This is a genomic window from Rhodopila sp., from assembly GCF_965277825.1.
Classification (GTDB): Bacteria; Pseudomonadota; Alphaproteobacteria; order Acetobacterales; family Acetobacteraceae; genus Rhodopila.
On sequence record NZ_OZ255846.1, the window covers coordinates 5,037,223 to 5,052,411 of the forward strand.

General features: G+C 64.8%; 11 protein-coding genes and 1 tRNA gene. 4 read left to right on the plus strand and 8 right to left on the minus strand.

Going from position 1 to position 15,189, the window contains the following annotated elements:
- Window positions 1-169: 169 nt before the first annotated feature.
- From ACQY4T_RS24270 to ACQY4T_RS24290, 5 genes are all read right to left on the minus strand, one after another.
- Window positions 170-1,576 carry a vWA domain-containing protein gene (locus ACQY4T_RS24270; protein WP_428535904.1) on the minus strand — a complete coding sequence of 469 codons (1,407 nt, stop codon included), beginning with the start codon at window positions 1,574-1,576 and terminating at the stop codon, window positions 170-172.
- A 31-nt stretch (window positions 1,577-1,607) separates the two neighbouring features.
- Entirely contained in the window at window positions 1,608-2,570 is a 963-nt protein-coding gene (locus ACQY4T_RS24275) for an AAA family ATPase (RefSeq protein ID WP_428535906.1), read from the minus strand.
- Between the two features lie 217 nt (window positions 2,571-2,787).
- A complete protein-coding gene (locus ACQY4T_RS24280) occupies window positions 2,788-4,800 on the minus strand; it encodes a dipeptide ABC transporter ATP-binding protein (RefSeq protein ID WP_428535908.1) in 2,013 nt (670 codons plus the stop codon).
- A 76-nt stretch (window positions 4,801-4,876) separates the two neighbouring features.
- Window positions 4,877-5,776 (minus strand): ABC transporter permease, encoded by a 900-nt coding sequence (locus ACQY4T_RS24285; RefSeq protein ID WP_428535910.1) that lies wholly within the window; start codon window positions 5,774-5,776, stop codon window positions 4,877-4,879.
- Entirely contained in the window at window positions 5,773-6,786 is a 1,014-nt protein-coding gene (locus ACQY4T_RS24290; RefSeq protein WP_428535912.1) for an ABC transporter permease, read from the minus strand. The genes ACQY4T_RS24285 and ACQY4T_RS24290 overlap by 4 nt, the downstream gene beginning before the upstream one ends.
- 113 nt (window positions 6,787-6,899) lie before the next feature.
- Here ACQY4T_RS24290 and ACQY4T_RS24295 point away from each other — a divergent pair, with 113 nt between their 5' ends.
- Window positions 6,900-8,507: an ABC transporter substrate-binding protein gene (locus ACQY4T_RS24295; RefSeq protein WP_428535914.1), complete on the plus strand. Its 1,608-nt coding sequence runs from the start codon at window positions 6,900-6,902 to the stop codon at window positions 8,505-8,507.
- 122 nt (window positions 8,508-8,629) lie between these two features.
- Here ACQY4T_RS24295 and ACQY4T_RS24300 read toward each other — a convergent pair whose 3' ends face one another.
- Window positions 8,630-9,109, minus strand: coding sequence for a hypothetical protein (locus tag ACQY4T_RS24300; protein ID WP_428535916.1), 480 nt, complete (start codon window positions 9,107-9,109; stop codon window positions 8,630-8,632).
- Window positions 9,110-9,525: 416 nt separating this feature from the next.
- Between ACQY4T_RS24300 and ACQY4T_RS24305 the strand changes: the two genes are divergently transcribed.
- A complete protein-coding gene (locus tag ACQY4T_RS24305; protein ID WP_428535918.1) occupies window positions 9,526-11,169 on the plus strand; it encodes a flavin-containing monooxygenase in 1,644 nt (547 codons plus the stop codon).
- Between the two features lie 228 nt (window positions 11,170-11,397).
- On the opposite strand, the gene ACQY4T_RS24310 is transcribed toward ACQY4T_RS24305, so the two are convergent.
- Together ACQY4T_RS24310 and ACQY4T_RS24315 are read right to left on the minus strand one after the other, a co-directional pair.
- Window positions 11,398-11,483 (minus strand) — tRNA-Tyr (locus ACQY4T_RS24310).
- Window positions 11,484-11,932: 449 nt separating this feature from the next.
- Window positions 11,933-12,976, minus strand: coding sequence for a helix-turn-helix domain-containing protein (locus ACQY4T_RS24315; RefSeq protein WP_428535920.1), 1,044 nt, complete (start codon window positions 12,974-12,976; stop codon window positions 11,933-11,935).
- A 187-nt stretch (window positions 12,977-13,163) separates the two neighbouring features.
- Here ACQY4T_RS24315 and ACQY4T_RS24320 point away from each other — a divergent pair, with 187 nt between their 5' ends.
- Window positions 13,164-14,375, plus strand: coding sequence for a multidrug effflux MFS transporter (locus ACQY4T_RS24320; protein WP_428535922.1), 1,212 nt, complete (start codon window positions 13,164-13,166; stop codon window positions 14,373-14,375).
- A complete protein-coding gene (locus tag ACQY4T_RS24325) occupies window positions 14,372-15,115 on the plus strand; it encodes a gamma-glutamyl-gamma-aminobutyrate hydrolase family protein (protein WP_428535924.1) in 744 nt (247 codons plus the stop codon). The genes ACQY4T_RS24320 and ACQY4T_RS24325 overlap by 4 nt, the downstream gene beginning before the upstream one ends.
- Window positions 15,116-15,189 lie beyond the last annotated feature (74 nt).

Genomic DNA, 15,189 nt, shown 5'->3' on the forward strand with positions numbered 1-15,189 from the left:
TGCGGGGAGAAAAATCGGCGCCCCTGCCATCGGCGTGCATTCGCGCGCCTGCGGTCGAAAATACAAACCGCTGATGAACGTGGATGGACGCCGATCGTCGGCGTTATAGATCCGCTTGAGTTCGATCAAACGTTACCCGGCCATGATACGAAGGGGTGGCGCGTCGGGTTCAGGCGGCGTGATCCAGGATGTCGGTGATGGTGCGTTCCAGATGGCGCAGTGTGTTGCAGACCGTTGCCAGGTTGCAGAACGGGGCGTAGCGGTACATGTCGGAATCGCCAGTACCCCAGGCCGAGCGGTATTCCGGATTCAGCCAGATCACGCGTTTGCAGCGTTGCGACAGCCGCGCCAGGATGTCAGTGCGCGGATCGTTGCGATTGCCGCGAGCGTCGCCCAGGATGATGACGGTGGTCTTGTTGGTAACGAAACGCATCCAGCCATCCTCGAAATCGGCCAGCGCGTTGCCGTAGTTCGACGACCCGAAGCCGATCAGCGACATGATCCGCGCGATGGCGTCCTCGACCGGGTGTTTTTCCAGGATCTCCGACACCTCGATCAGCGATCCGGCGAAGGCGAAGGAGCGGATGTCGGACAGCGCCTCGTTGACCGCGTAGACGAACATCAGCAGGAACTGCGCCATGGCGGCGACCGATCCGGAGACGTCGCACAGCACCATGACGCGCGGCTTTTCGATGCGTCTCTGTTTCCATACCGTGATGAACGGGATGCCGCCCCAGCCCATGTTGCGCCGCAGGGTGCGCCTGGTATCGAGCTGGCCGCGCAACCGCCGCCGCCTGGGCTTGGCGTAGCGCGCGGCGAGTTTTTTTGCCATCTGCCGCACCAGGATGTGCATGCGATCGAGATCGCGCCGTTCCAGATTGGACAGCCGGGCGGATTTGAGCAATTCCTCGCGGAATTTCTCGGTGTCGCCGCGGGCGAACAGCAGCAGGTTGCGTTCGACCAAGTCACGCACCGAGTCGCGCAACGCCTCGACCCTGGAGTGCAGGAATTGCGCCCGGTTGAGGCCTTCCGGGGTGGCCGATTTGCGCATCTGCTCGATGTCGCGCTCCAGCGGGCGCAAGCCCATGCGGTCGAGGATGCGGCGGGCATAGAGATTTCGTTGCGTGAAGAAGCGGATGTTTTCGATGCCGGAGTCGCGCGCCGCCTGTTCCATCGCGGTTGCCAGCGTCGCGCGATCGTCCTGCTCAAGTAAGGATCCGAGTGACTGGCCGCCCTGGCCGCCGACGCCATCGCCGGCAGCGTTCGGCGTTGGCGGTTGCTGGTCCGAGCCCGGCTCGGCGGCCTCGGCTGGATCGCCACCGGCGGCGATTTCGTCGCGTTGGAAATAGAGGTCGAAGACCTCGTCGTAGGCGGTTTTTTCCTCCGGCGTCTTGGCCAGCAGCAGGCCCAGTGTATCCTTGAGGATGGTGCGGTCGGAGAAGCCGACCAGATCGACCGCGCGGGCAGCATCGATCCCCTCGGCGGCGGACACGCGCAGACCGGCGCCGCGGGCGACCTGTAGGAAACGCCGCAACGGCTCGCTGGCGGGGGCGACGGCGTCGGACAGGGCTGGCATCAGGTCAGGCCGGCATCGGGTCGATTTGACATCAGGTCAGGCCGGCGTCTTGCCTCGCCTTGTGGGTGAGGCCGGCGAGCTGGCGCTTGGCAGCCTCGATATCGGCCTCGAACTTCAGCAGTACGTTCAGCGTGTCGCGCACCAGGTCGACCTCAAGCACCGAGGTGTGCAGCAGCAGCAGGATGCGGGCCCAGTCGATGGTTTCACTGACGGATGGAACCTTCTTCAGGTCCAGACCGCGCAGCGCCTGGACGAAGCTGACCAGTTGCTTGAGCAGGCTGGCATCGATGCCGGGCACGCGGGAGGCGATGATCCGAGCCTCCAGCCGGTCGTCGGGAAACCCGATATGCAGATGCAGGCAGCGTCGTTTCAGCGCGTCGCCGAGGTCGCGGGTGCTGTTCGACGTCAGCAGCACAATCGGCGGCACGGCGGCACCGATGGTGCCGATTTCGGGGATGGTGACCTGGTAGTCGGACAGGATCTCCAGTAGGAAGGCCTCGAACTCCTGGTCGGATTTGTCGATTTCGTCGATCAGCAAGACCGAACCGCCGGGTTCCTGCAGCGAGCGCAGCAACGGGCGAGGTTCGAGGAACTGGGGCGAAAAGAACACGTCGCCGAAGGCATGCAGCTTGTCGAGTGCGGCGGTCAGGGTGTCGGCGTCGCCGATCACCGCGTTGATCTTGTCCTTCAGGATCTGGGTATAGAGCAACTGCTTGCCGTATTTCCATTCATACAGCGCCTTGGACTCGTCAAGGCCCTCGTAGCACTGCATGCGGATCAGCGGCAGCTTCAGCCAGGCGGCGACGGATTTCGCCAGCTCGGTCTTGCCGACGCCGGCCGGCCCTTCGACCAGGATCGGCTTGTTCAGGTGGCGCGCCATGTAGATGGCGGTGGAGATCTGGCGGCTGGCGATGTAGCCGGCCTGGCTCAGGCCGTGTTCGACGGCATCGATCGATCGCAGCGGCGTGTCGCCGTGCGGTGGCGCATCGTTCACAAGCGGCTCCGGTTCCTGTTCGGTTTTGGATCGCATCGCTGCGGGTGAATGTCAAACCGGTGGCGGGGTCGGCACCGAACGACGGCAGTTTGGCGATGGTGGAGGGGTGCCAATTCAGATGTTCATAAATTGTAGAATCACGAGCAGCAGGGACTTTTCCAGATGCTATTGAGTGGGCGCCCAGCAGCAAGCCACCATTGCGTGGGGCCGTTCCCACCTATTCGGCCACCACCACACCGGGGAAATGGCACGCCACGCGATGGCCGGTTGCGACCTCCATGAGGGCCGGCGCCTCGGCGGCACAGCGCGATGCCGCGGCCGGACAGCGGGTGCGGAAAAGGCACCCCGACGGAGGGTTGATTGGGCTTGGGATTTCCCCGGTCAGCAGGATCCGCTTGCGGGTCCGCGCCGCATCGAGCGTGGGCACGGCGGAGATCAGGCTGGCCGTGTAAGGATGCAGCGGGCGGCGAAACAACTCGGCAGCCTTGGCGGATTCCACCACGCGGCCAAGATACAGCACCACGATCCGATCGGAGATGTGGCGCACCACTGCCAGATCATGCGCAATGAACAGGTAGGTCAGGCGCAGCCGCTCCTGCAGTCCGATCATCAGGTTGATGATTTGCGCCTGGATGTTCACATCCAGCGCCGAGATCGGTTCGTCCCCGACCACGAAAGCCGGTTCCACCGCCAGCGCGCGCGCGATCGAGATGCGTTGGCGCTGTCCCCCCGAGAACTCGTGCGGAAATCGCCGCGCCGCGGCCGGCGGTAACCCCACCAGGTCAAGCAGAGCGTCGACCCGTGCGCGCGCGTCCGATGCGCTGCTTGCCAACCCATGCAAATGCAGTGCCCCGGATAGGGTCTCGCCCACATCCATGCGCGGATTGAGCGAGGCATAAGGGTCCTGAAAGATCATCTGCATCCGCCGGCGCAACGGCCGGATCGCCGATTGCGACGCGTGGGAGATGTCTTGCCCGTCGAACAAGATGCGTCCGCCAGTCGGCTGCTCCAGTCGCATGACCACGCGCGCCAGCGTAGATTTCCCGCAGCCGGACTCTCCGACCAGGCCGACGGTCTCGCCGGGGAAGACTTCCAGGTCTACGCCGTCCACCGCGCGCAGCACGCGCCGCCGCTCCAGGAAGTTCTCGCGCGGCAGTTCGAAGTGCTTGACCAGGCCTTGCACCTTCAGCAACGGCTTCGGTCCAGCGGGCGGGCGCGAAGCCACCGCGGTGGCACGCGCCTGTGGCGGCGCCAGTCGCGTGCCACCTTGAGTGACCCAGCAACGGGCGCTGCGCTCGGCCGCGATCGGCAGCAGTGCCGGATGCTCCGAACACGCATCGACCGCAAAGGGACAACGCGCGCGGAAGCGACAGCCCTCGGGCCAGTCGCGCGCGTCGGGCGGCTGGCCTTCAATTGTCGCCAGCCGCCGATCGCTGGTCTCTATGCCATCCAGCCGCGGCGCGGCATGCAGCAGCGCCCAGGTGTAGGGATGGCGGGGATCGATCAGCAGGTCCTGCGGCCGGCCTTCCTCGACCACCTCGCCGGCATACATCACCAGCACGCGTGAGCAGATCGTGGCGATCACACCGAGGTCGTGGCTAATCAGGATCACCGCGGTGCCCATATCGGAATTCAGCGCGCGCAATAGGTCCAGGATCTGCGCCTGGATCGTCACGTCCAGCGCCGTGGTCGGCTCATCGGCCAGGATCAGCGAGGGTTCATTGGAAAATCCCATCGCCAGCATCACGCGCTGGCGCATCCCGCCGGAGAACTGGTGTGGCCAGGAGTCCAGCACATCCTCTGGCTGTGCGATGCCCATGCGGCTCAGCAGCGACGCCGCCCGGGTGCGTGCCGCCTCCGGCGTGAAACGCTGATGCGCCGTCATCGTCTCGACCAACTGTCGCGAGATGCGGAGCACCGGATTAAGCGAGGTCATCGGGTCCTGGAAGACCATCGCTATCTCGGCACCGCGGATGTCGCGCAGTGCATTCTCCGACAATGCGGTGATCTCCTGGCCGTCGAAACGGATCGAACCGGCGACGATACGAGCCGGTTCCTCCAGCAGGTTCATGATCGACTTCGCCGCGACGCTCTTGCCGGAGCCGGATTCACCGACGATGCCCAGCGTCTCGCCGCGGTGCAGTGTAAAGCTGACGCCGTCGACCGCACGCACCACGCCGGCGTCGGTGAAGAACCAGGTGCGCAGGTCGCTGACCTGTAGCAGTGGCACAGCCCTATCTGGCAGGTTCCCGGCTGACATTTCCCCGGCTGACATGTCAGCGTCTGGCACTCCTGCGCCTGGCACTTCAGCGTCGTCTGGCATGCGGGTCCAACCAGTCGCGCAGGCCGTCGCCGACGAAATTGAAGCCGATCACGACCGTCAGGATCGCGAGACCGGGAAAGGTCGCAACCCACCATTGCGATACCAGTTCGCGGCCTTCAGAGACCATGGAGCCCCATTCGGGCGTCGGCGGCACCACGCCAAGGCCGAGGAAAGATAGGCCAGCAAACACCAGGATGGCATTGCCGAGGTCCAGCGTCACCAGCACGACCAGTGGACCAAGCGCGTTGGGCATGATCTGGCGAAATAGGATATGCACGGGGGAAAAACCGATAGTACGTGCCGCCGCAACGTATTCCAGCGAGCGCTGGCCCAGCACAAGGCTGCGTGCCAGCCGGGCGAATTTCGGCCACCACACAATGAGCATGGCGATCACCGTGTTGCGCGTGCCGATGCCCAGCGCCGCGGCGATCGCCATTGCCAGGATGATGGGTGGAAAGCAAAACATCAGATCGGTGGCGCGCATCAGGATTTCCTCGGCCCAGCCGCGCGCATAGGCCGCAACAGCGCCGACCAGTGTGCCGGCTGCGCCGCCGATCAGCACGACGGTGAAGCCGACCGTCAAGGAGGTACGCGCGCCGTAGACGATCCGCGTCAGGACGTCGCGCCCGAGTTCGTCGGTGCCGAACCAATGCGCCGTGGAGGGTGCCGCAAGGCGTCCGGCGACGTTCACTGTATCGGGCGCGTAGGGTGTGATCCACGGCGCAAGCACGGCGGCCACCAGCCAGATCAGGACCACCGCGCCACCCAGGGCGGCCAGCAGATAGCGCCGGCGCCAGCGGCGGCCGGCACCTGAGTCCGTCGTGTCGGCCAGCATCGCGGCCGCTTCGTTGCTCAGCGCGGCGCCGGCGGCTGGCGGCGTCATCGGCGCATCACCCGTGGATCGAGCAAGGCATACGAAACGTCGACCACCAGGTTGACGATCACATAGACAACCGCGACCACCAGGGTAACGCCCATGATCGCCGGGAAATCGAGGATCACCGCGCTCTGGAAAGTATAGCGGCCCAGACCGGGCCAGGAGAAGATGGTCTCCGTCAGCACCGTGCCGGTCAGCAATTGCGCGTACGCCAGGCCGCCCAGCGTGACCACTGGCAGCAGGGCGTTGGGCAGTGCGTGACCCAGCATGATGGCGCGCCGAAGCAGCCCTTTCGCGCGCGCGACCCGGATGTAGTCCTGCGACAGCACTTCCAGCATCGCGGCGCGGGTGGTGCGCGTGATCAGGCCCATGGTCGCCGATGCGAGCACGATCGATGGTAGGATCAGATGCGTTATCGCGTCCCAGAACGTATCCCATTGGCCGGCCAGCGGCGCGTCGACCAGCATGAACCCGGTCACGTCCGGCGGCGGGAACTGGTCGGCGCCGATTTGTCCCGGCCCGGGTGCCCAGCCGAGCCAGCCGTAGAACACCGCCAGCATGATGAAGGCGAGCCAAAAGGTCGGCGCGGAAACGCCGATCAGGGAGACGGCGCGCGCCAGGTGATCGATCCATGAGTCGCGCTTCACCGCGGCCAGCACACCCAGCGGCAGGCCAAACAGCAGTGAGAGCAGGAACGCGACGGTCGAGAGCTCGATCGTGGCCGGGGCATATTGTGCGATGTCCTCGATCACCGGGCGCTGCGAGGAGATCGACATGCCCAGGTCGCCGTGCATCAGTCCACGCAGAAAGACCCAGTATCGCTCCCACATTGGCAGATCGAGGCCCCATTTGTGGCGGTAGGCCTCGACGATCGCTGGGTTATTGGCGGCGACGTCGCCAAGCTGCGTCAGCACCGGATCGCCGGGCACCGTGTTGGCGATCAGAAAGATGATCAATGTGGCGAGCAGCACCATCGCCACGGCAATAAGCAAACGCGAGGCGATATAGCGCGGCAAGCGGTCGTGCCCCTCCCTTTCCCGCCGCATACCGCACCGACGGCGGAGCGCCAAGTTGTATTGTGCCGCCGTGTCCGTATGGTCTGCGACAGAAAATGCCATGGGAGGCGAACGTGGATGAGATTGGCTGGATCGGCCGGCGTAACGTGGTGCGCCTGCTGGGGATCGGCGGCGCGGCGCTAGCAGCGGGGCTGCCGACCAGGGTACACGCCGCGGTCAGCGGCAGAACGTTGGTGCTGGGCATTGATATTAGCGATTCAATCACCTTCGACCCGGCGCGCGAGGCGCAGTACACCGCGCCACTGAGCTTGCGGGCGGCCTACGAGTCGCTGGTGACGATGTCGCCGGGCGACTACCTGGAGGTGAAGCCGGCGCTGGCGTCGTCATGGGCGCGGACCACGGACGGCAAGGGCTGGCGGTTCCACCTGACCGCCGCGAAATTCAGCAGCGGCAATCCGGTCACCGCCGACGACGTGAAATGGACCTTCGATCGGCTGATCAACCTGAAGGACCAGCCGTCGCAATATGTGACCAATGTTTCGGCGGTGAACGTGATCGACCCGAAGACGGTCGACGTCATGCTGGTCGATCCCACACAGCCGATCCTCGCGATCCTGTCCGGGCCGAATTTCGGCGTGATGGAACAAAAAGTAGTGGCGGCGCAGGGCGGCACAGCGGCGGCCGATGCCATCACCGCCGACAAGGCGACACAATGGCTGAACCAGCATTCCGCCGGCGCCGGCCCATTCGCCCTGGTGGGCTGGACCCGTGGCGCGCAGATCCTGTTGACCCGCAACGAACATTACTTCCGCGGTCCGGTGCAATTCGAGCATGTGATCGTGCGCCATATGGGCGACAGCGCAACGCAGCTTTTGGCGATCAAGCGCGGCGACGTCGGCGCGGCTTTCAATCTGATACCAGAGCAGATAGCCACCCTGAAGGACGACAAGCAGGTGCGTGTGGAGGGACTGCGCAGCCTGGATTTCGTCTACATGGCGTTGACCAACGAGCCCGCGTTCAACAAGGCGCTAGCGGTGAAGGAAGCGCGCCAGGCGATTGCCTGTGCGATCGACTACGATGGCATCATCAAAAGCCTGCTCGGTGGGACGGCAATGCGCTGTGCGTCCTTCATCCCGATCGGCCTGTATGGCTCGACCGAGGACACCACGAAACAGTTCGGCTGGCACCAGGATCTGGATCGGGCGAAGCAGTTACTGCAGAAGGCCGGGCTGTCGGACGGGTTCGAGTTCAAGTTGAGCTATGGTGACGCCGCGGTGTCCGGGTTATCGTACGCGGTTCTGGCGCAGAAACTGCAATCGGACCTGGCGCGCGTCGGTATCAAGGTGGCCCTGGATCCGATCGATCAGGTGAACCTGCGGACCCAGTACACCACGGGTAAGTCGACCGCGGTGCTGACCTTCTGGAATCCATCCGGTGTAGAAACAGATCAATGGGCCTCAGCCAGCGTACTGCGCGTGGCCAAGCGCATTCACTGGACGCCCGACCCGACGCTGACGGCACTGGTCCGGCAGGCCGCCGCGGAACAGGACACGACGAAGCGTACAGCGCTGTATGTGGAGTATCAGAAGGCGCTGATCGACCAGGCGAGCCTGCAGGTATTGTTCCAGCCAATCTACCAGTTTGCCGTGCGCGACAAGTTGAAGACGTTTCCTCTGACTGCGGCCGGGTGGGAGGTGGAACTATATCAGGCGACGGCCTGAGCAAGACCCAACCGGCATTATTGGGGACTTGTGTGACTATGGGGTTGCGTACTGCTCGAAGAGCGGCAACGGATCGCAACGGGTTCGACTTGCCTAGACCGCTCGGAAACAGATCCTCGCGCTCACCGCTGACGGGCTGATGCGGTGCCCGCCTTCGCCATGGCCGCCGTGACGTTATCGGGACGGGTAAAGGCAAGGTATTCCCGAGCATACTGGGGCGGCAGGACTTCAACCATCGTTTCGTTCTCGACCCAGACCTCGATCACATGGAACGGGCCGCGATTGCAATCAAAGCAGTGCCACCCCGCGCGCTGAGCGATCGCTTGGACGGTATCGGCGTCGGTTGACACGCTAAGCGCGAAATGCGTCGAACCATAACCACGTGCGTCCTTGTTCACGAAGCTGCTGCCGACCTCACCACCAGGCTGAATCTCCGTTCCCGCCGGATAGACCTCCACCCCCGACCCGTGCTCGTCGAGCTGAAGCGCGAAGAAACTGCCTGGGTTGGGCGGGAACGGTATCGCGGTTCCGCCCATGAGTTCGGCGAGCACTCCGGCGGCGTAATTCGGGTCTCGCGCGGCAATCGAGAGATGGTGGATCATGGCGTCCTCATGAATTCAGTCGTCGCAAGCATAGCACAAACGCACCCACCGCTCCAACGAGCCCAACCTTCCGCATGCGGTCATCATCGACAGATGTCACCACCCGCTACGGATGGCCGTTTGGGTCGCTACCTGCCGTCGACATGTTCCAAGAACAAACGTCTGCTTATCGTCATTGAGCACTCCAAAGCGGCCGTTCGGGAGTCGGCCACAACACGCCTTGGCAGGTCATTCGTGGGGCACCGGCGATCCAACATGGTCGTAGCCGCTCATTCCACGCGGGTCGCCCGATCCTTACGGCTGGTCTGGTTGAAGCGACAGCATTGACAACGACGCAGCGGTCGGCGGCAAATGCTGCCGGATCGACGGGAAGCGCCGCGGATTTGGCCGCGCGCGCCAAAACGGGGAGACACACCATGCCGGACACCCCCGTCCTGGCGGAACTGCCAGCTCAAGATCAGGTCGCGATCTACGACGCGATCGTCATCGGCGCCGGCATTTCTGGCATGTTCATGCTCTACCGCCTGCGCGAACTCGGCATGACCGCGCGAGTCTTCGAAGCCGGCACCAACGTCGGCGGCACCTGGTATTGGAACCGCTACCCCGGCGCCCGCTTCGATTCCGAAAGCTGGACCTACGGCTTTTCGTTTTCGAAGGAGCTGATGCAGGAATGGGACTGGAAGGAGCATTTCTCCCCCCAGCCCGATACGCTGGAATACCTGAACCATGTCGCCGACAAGTTCGACCTGCGCCGGGACATGCAGTTCCGCAGCACAGTGACAGCCGCGCACTGGGACGACGCGGCGAACCAGTGGACCGTGACCCTGGAAAGCGGCCAGCAGGCGAAGTCGCGCTTCCTGTGTACCGCCATCGGCATCCTATCCGCTCACACCCTGCCGGCCATTTCCGGCCGCGACAGCTTCCACGGCCCCGCTTACCATCCCGCGCGCTGGCCGCACACGCCGGTCGACTTCACCGGCCAGCGCATCGGCATCATCGGCACAGGGGCCACCGCCATTCAGGCGATCCCCGAGATCGCCAAGCAGGCGGAGCAGCTCACCATCTTCCAGCGACGCCCGAACTGGGCCGCGCCGTTGCACAATGCCAGGATCAGCAAGCAAGAGATGGAGCAGATCAAGTCCCGATATGAGGAGATCTACGCCCACTGCGCCACGACACCGATGTGGTTCATCCATCAGGCGGACCGTCGCAAGACCCTGGAGGTGCCCCCGGAGGAGCGCGAAGCGTTCTGGGAGAAGCTGTACGCCGAACCCGGATTCGGCATCTGGTTGGGCAATTTCCGCGATATCGGGGTCAACGAGAAAGCCAACGCCGCCATCAGCGATTTCATCGCCAGGAAGATCCGCCAGCGCGTGAAAGACCCGAAGGTTGCGGAGAAGCTGATCCCCAAGGACCATGGCTTCGGCGCCCGCCGCGTGCCGCTGGAAAGCGGCTATTTCGAGGCCTACAACCGCGACAACCTCACGCTGGTCGATACGCTGCAAGACGAGCCGATCGAATGCATCACGCCGAAGGGCATCAGGACCACGCAGCAGGAATACGAGTTCGATGTCCTGATCTACGCGACCGGCTTCGACGGCGTGACCGGCGCGTTCGATCGCATCGACATCCGCGGTGCGAATGGCGTGCGACTGGAGGACGCCTGGGCCGAAAGCCCGCGCACCTATCTCGGCATGCTCGCGGAAGGTTTTCCGAATATGCTGATGGTGCTGGGCCCGCACACCGCGCGCGGCAATATCCCGCAGGCCATAGAACACAGTGTGCAATTTCAGGCTGGCATGCTGCGGTTCATGCAGCAAAACAACTACACGCATGTGGAAACCAGGCCGGAGCAGGTGGACGATTGGACCCAGACCGTGATCAAGGCCGCCGAACCGTTGCTCTCCTCCAAGGTCGATTCCTGGCAGACCGGCGTGAACCGTAACGTCGAGGGCCGGGCCGTGCGCCGCGTCCTCGGCTATAACGGGAACGGTGTGCATTTCAGGCGGACGACCGACGAAGTCGCCAAAGGCGGCTACAAGGAATTGATGTTTCGTTAAAGCATGATCGCGCTCGGCGGAACGTTCAAAGCGCGTGAATCATGCGACAAAACAAAGAGCTAAACCACTGTCAGCATGTACAGTCATGCTGACGGTGCGGCAGGTTGCGATGGGCGGCGTCCGCCCCCTCTGTCGCGCGCGGCACCCCCACGTGATCAATACTGATCTTCAGGCCGGGATGACGCTCCGCGATCTCGCGAACCCGCGGCAGGAAAGCCGATGGGTTCCTGGTGGAGGGGGTTGGATTCGAACCAACGTAGGCGCACGCCAGCGGATTTACAGTCCGCCCCCTTTAGCCACTCGGGCACCCCTCCGCGTCGGGAAGCGGGGACTAAAGCCAAAGACAGCCGGCTGTCAACGCGCGCGTTCAGCGCGAAACCGAGAGAGCCCGGCAGGGTTCGGCTCGAAGCCGGCGGCCCCGGACCGCCTTGGCTTGGCCGGCCCGACGGCAACGCTGCGCCCGGCGCATCGGAATGACCCCCAGGGATCGCGAAACCGTGTCGATAGCTAATTAACTTGTCCGGTTTAGGTAGCACTCTAATTGTCCGCTTGTTGCCGTTTTGTCCCCGCCTATCCGGCGTGGACAAACCGACGGTCGCTCTGGCGGCGCATCAGGCGACCGATGTTCGTCATCTCCCCGGGGGGCTGTTGCTTGGCGAAATAGACAGCGCTTGGGCTTGCTGCGGCTGATGCGGTGGCGGTGGAGTTGTGGGTAACGCGCTGGCGTTATCCATAAATCCACCGGCGCTGACTTGGTTGGGCGTCATGCCGCCGCGCCCAAAGCACCGGCCCGCAACGCGCCGTGCCCGTCGTAGCGGCCAAGGCAACGCGGCCCGTGGAAGATCGCGTGGCTGCCGTCGTGATACCGCCGCACCTTCACCGTCGCTTTGACAAAATGCGCCCGCAGCGGACTGGGCGGGATCTGCAGCTGCAGCTGGTGGAACACCACGGTGTTGTCGTGGCCCACCTGGCGGTCCTCCTGCACACACAAGATCTCCGCCAAGTCGACCCCGCTGATCGCCACGAAGGCCGAGCCATCCTGCTCCGCCTGCACCGCAAACCGGGCGTTGTGGGCCGGCATATAGACCTCACGGATGAAATCGTTGGCCGCCGCAACCGTGCCGATCCCAGCCAACGCCAACTCCTTCACCAGCCGGTCCTGCAAGGTCGCGAACAGACGCTCCGAGCGGCCCCGTGCCTCGGGGGAGTAGGCCGCGATATGTTCCACACCCAGTTGCGCCAACGCCCGGCCAACCTGGGTCGGAGACTGGCGATCGACCGGCCCATCAGCCCGCGGCGTGTGGAAGTAATGGCTGCCACGGTCGGTATACAAACTCAGCGGCAAGCCATGCTCGCCAAACACCTGCAGCAGCGCCTGGAACGTCGAGACGGTGCCCTCCTCTGGGCACACGAAGGCTGAGTAGATCGTGTTCGTCGCATCATCCATGGTCACGATCAGGTCCATCGCATCGAGCCCGCCAATCCAGCCGTGGCGCGAGCCGTCTTGATGCAGGTGCTCGTGAAAGTGCTTCGCCGTGAAGCCGCTGTAGCGGGTGCGATACAGGGTCTCGATCTGCGCCTCGCGCTCGCTCGGCACCCGCTGGCCCGACACCTGGCCGAGACGCCGGTCCAACAGCCCGCTCTCGCCGGCGTCGTCGAACCGGACGCACCAACGCCGGAGCGTCCGCTCGTTGACGCCAAGCAGCGCCGCCGCATCGATCTGGTTGAGCTCACCGGCTTCATGGCGCTCGAACTCGCTCCGGAACTTGATCACCCGCACACCCTGTAGGGCTTCCGTCCGGCGCATCCAGGCTCTCCAAAGAGCCCAGCATCACCGGACAGATCGTGTGCTACCTAAACCGGACATATCGTGTGCTACCGACAAGGGATCGCGAAACCCTTGACCGCGGCGAGGTTTCTCCGGCACGTGTAGAACAACAAGCACCGCGACGGGGACGACGTTCATCCACCTCCAACCGCAAGATCGAGCCGGGATGAGCCTCCACGCAGCGCGCCGGGCAGCCCATCCGAGCTGGCTACCGACCTTGCTTGGTCTGTTCATCGCCGTCGGGCCGGCAGCGACCGACATGTATCTGCCGGCGTTCCCCGCGGTGGAGGCCAGTTTCCACACCGCACCAGGCACCGCGCAACTGACCCTGGCAACCTGGTTCGCCGGCCTGGCGATCGGCCAGATCACCCAGGGCACGCTGTCCGACCGGTTCGGCCGCCGCGGTCCGCTGATCGCCGGCTTCCTGGTGTTCACACTCTGCACCATCGGCTGCGCGCTGTCGCCCAGCTTGGCGGCGCTGGCCGGGTTCCGCGCGGTCGCGGCATTCGGCGCCTCGGCCGGAATGGTGATCTCGCGCGCCGTGGTGCGCGACCTCGCCGAGGGCCAGGCGGCGGCGATCATGATGTCGCGCCTGGTGCTGGTGATGGGGGTGGCGCCGATCCTGGCGCCCACCATCGGCGGCGCGATCCTGGCGTTCGCCCACTGGCGGGGGATCTTCTGGCTGCTGACGATCTACGGCACCGCCTGCGTCATCACCGCCTGGAAGGTGCTGCCCGAGACGCTGCCGGCGGAACGGCGCACGCAACTGAGCCTGACCGGCCAGATGGCGCGCTACCTGGTGATCGCGCGCGAGAAGATGTTTCTGAACCACGCGATCATGGGCGGCTGCAGCACGTTCTGCCTGTTCGCCTATCTGGCCGGTTGCTCACCGGTATTCGAGGACGGCTTCGGCCTCAGCCCGAGCGGGTTCGCGCTGATCTTCGGCTTGTGCGCGGTCAGCCTGGTGATCTGCTCGCAGCTCAATGCTCGGCTGCTGCCGCAGTTCGGGCTGTCGCGCATGCTGACGATGGTGGCGCGGGTTTCGTTCTGCGGCACGGTGGTGCTCTTGGTGCTGGCGTTCAGCGGGGTACACGTGCTGGCGGCGATCGTGGCGCCCCTGGTGCTGGTGATCGGCTGCCAAGGATTCAACAACGCCAACGCGACGGCAGGGGCGCTGGCGCGGCACGCCGCCCATGCCGGCAGTGCATCAGCGCTGATGGGCACGTTCCAGTTCGGGCTGGGCGCGGTCTCCGGCGTGCTGGTCGGGCTGCTGACCGACGGCACGCCCAGGGGCATGGCGGCGCTGATGTTCTGTGGCATGCTAGGGGCGGTGATCGCCGACCGCTTCCGCCTCCGCCCCGAAAGTATCCGCGTATGATCGTCGGCATTCCTGCCTGCGCCAAGCGCCTCGGTCCGCTGGGCGCCGAGATGCCGTTCCACCAGACTCCAGCGCGTTACTCGCAGGCCGTGCTGGGCTGCGTCGGCGCGCTGCCGGTGCTGATCCCGCCGCTTGGCGAGGCAATGATCGGGCTGCTGGACGCTGTGGACGGTTTGCTGGTTCCAGGCAGCCCCAGCAACGTCCATCCCAGTCATTACGCGGACGGCGACAGCGAGACGCCGGATCTGCACGACCTGGAGCGCGACCACACCACGCTGCCGCTGATCCGCGCGGCAATTGCGGCCGGGATCCCGGTGCTGGCGATCTGTCGCGGCATCCAGGAACTGAACGTGGCGCTGGGCGGGTCTCTGTTCCAGCGGGTGCACCTCCGCCCTGGCATGAGCGATCATCGCGGCGGAGCCGGTGCGCACGAGGTGCGCTATGGCCCACGCCATGCGGTCAGCGTCAGCGGCAGCCTTGCCAAGCTGCTGGGGGTGGAGCGGATCGAGGTGAACTCGCTGCACGGCCAGGCAATCGACCGGCTCGGGGTTGGCTTGATGGTCGAGGCGCGGGCGCCGGACGGCACCATCGAGGCGGTGGCGATGCCATCGGCACCTGGCTGGCTGCTGGGGGTCCAGTGGCATCCGGAGTGGGGGTTTGCCGCCAACCCGCACAGTGTTGCTATTTTCACCGCCTTCGGCGAAGCCTGCCGGACTCGGGAGCGTTCCCGAACGGCGTGACCGGCAGCGTCAGTCCCCAGGGCATGATGCGCCGCGGGTATGATGCGGCGTGCGTCCACGGGCCTTGTTTGTCG

What these genes read in the sequence shown, in the direction of transcription:
- ACQY4T_RS24270 (WP_428535904.1), bottom strand. Translation starts at nt 1,576, where the DNA reads ATGCCAGCCCTGTCCGACGCCGTCGCCCCCGCCAGCGAGCCGTTGCGG.
- ACQY4T_RS24285 (WP_428535910.1), bottom strand. Translation starts at nt 5,776, where the DNA reads ATGACGCCGCCAGCCGCCGGCGCCGCGCTGAGCAACGAAGCGGCCGCG.
- ACQY4T_RS24300 (WP_428535916.1), bottom strand. Translation starts at nt 9,109, where the DNA reads ATGATCCACCATCTCTCGATTGCCGCGCGAGACCCGAATTACGCCGCC.
- ACQY4T_RS24305 (WP_428535918.1), top strand. Translation starts at nt 9,526, where the DNA reads ATGCCGGACACCCCCGTCCTGGCGGAACTGCCAGCTCAAGATCAGGTC.
- ACQY4T_RS24315 (WP_428535920.1), bottom strand. Translation starts at nt 12,976, where the DNA reads ATGCGCCGGACGGAAGCCCTACAGGGTGTGCGGGTGATCAAGTTCCGG.
- ACQY4T_RS24320 (WP_428535922.1), top strand. Translation starts at nt 13,164, where the DNA reads ATGAGCCTCCACGCAGCGCGCCGGGCAGCCCATCCGAGCTGGCTACCG.
- ACQY4T_RS24325 (WP_428535924.1), top strand. Translation starts at nt 14,372, where the DNA reads ATGATCGTCGGCATTCCTGCCTGCGCCAAGCGCCTCGGTCCGCTGGGC.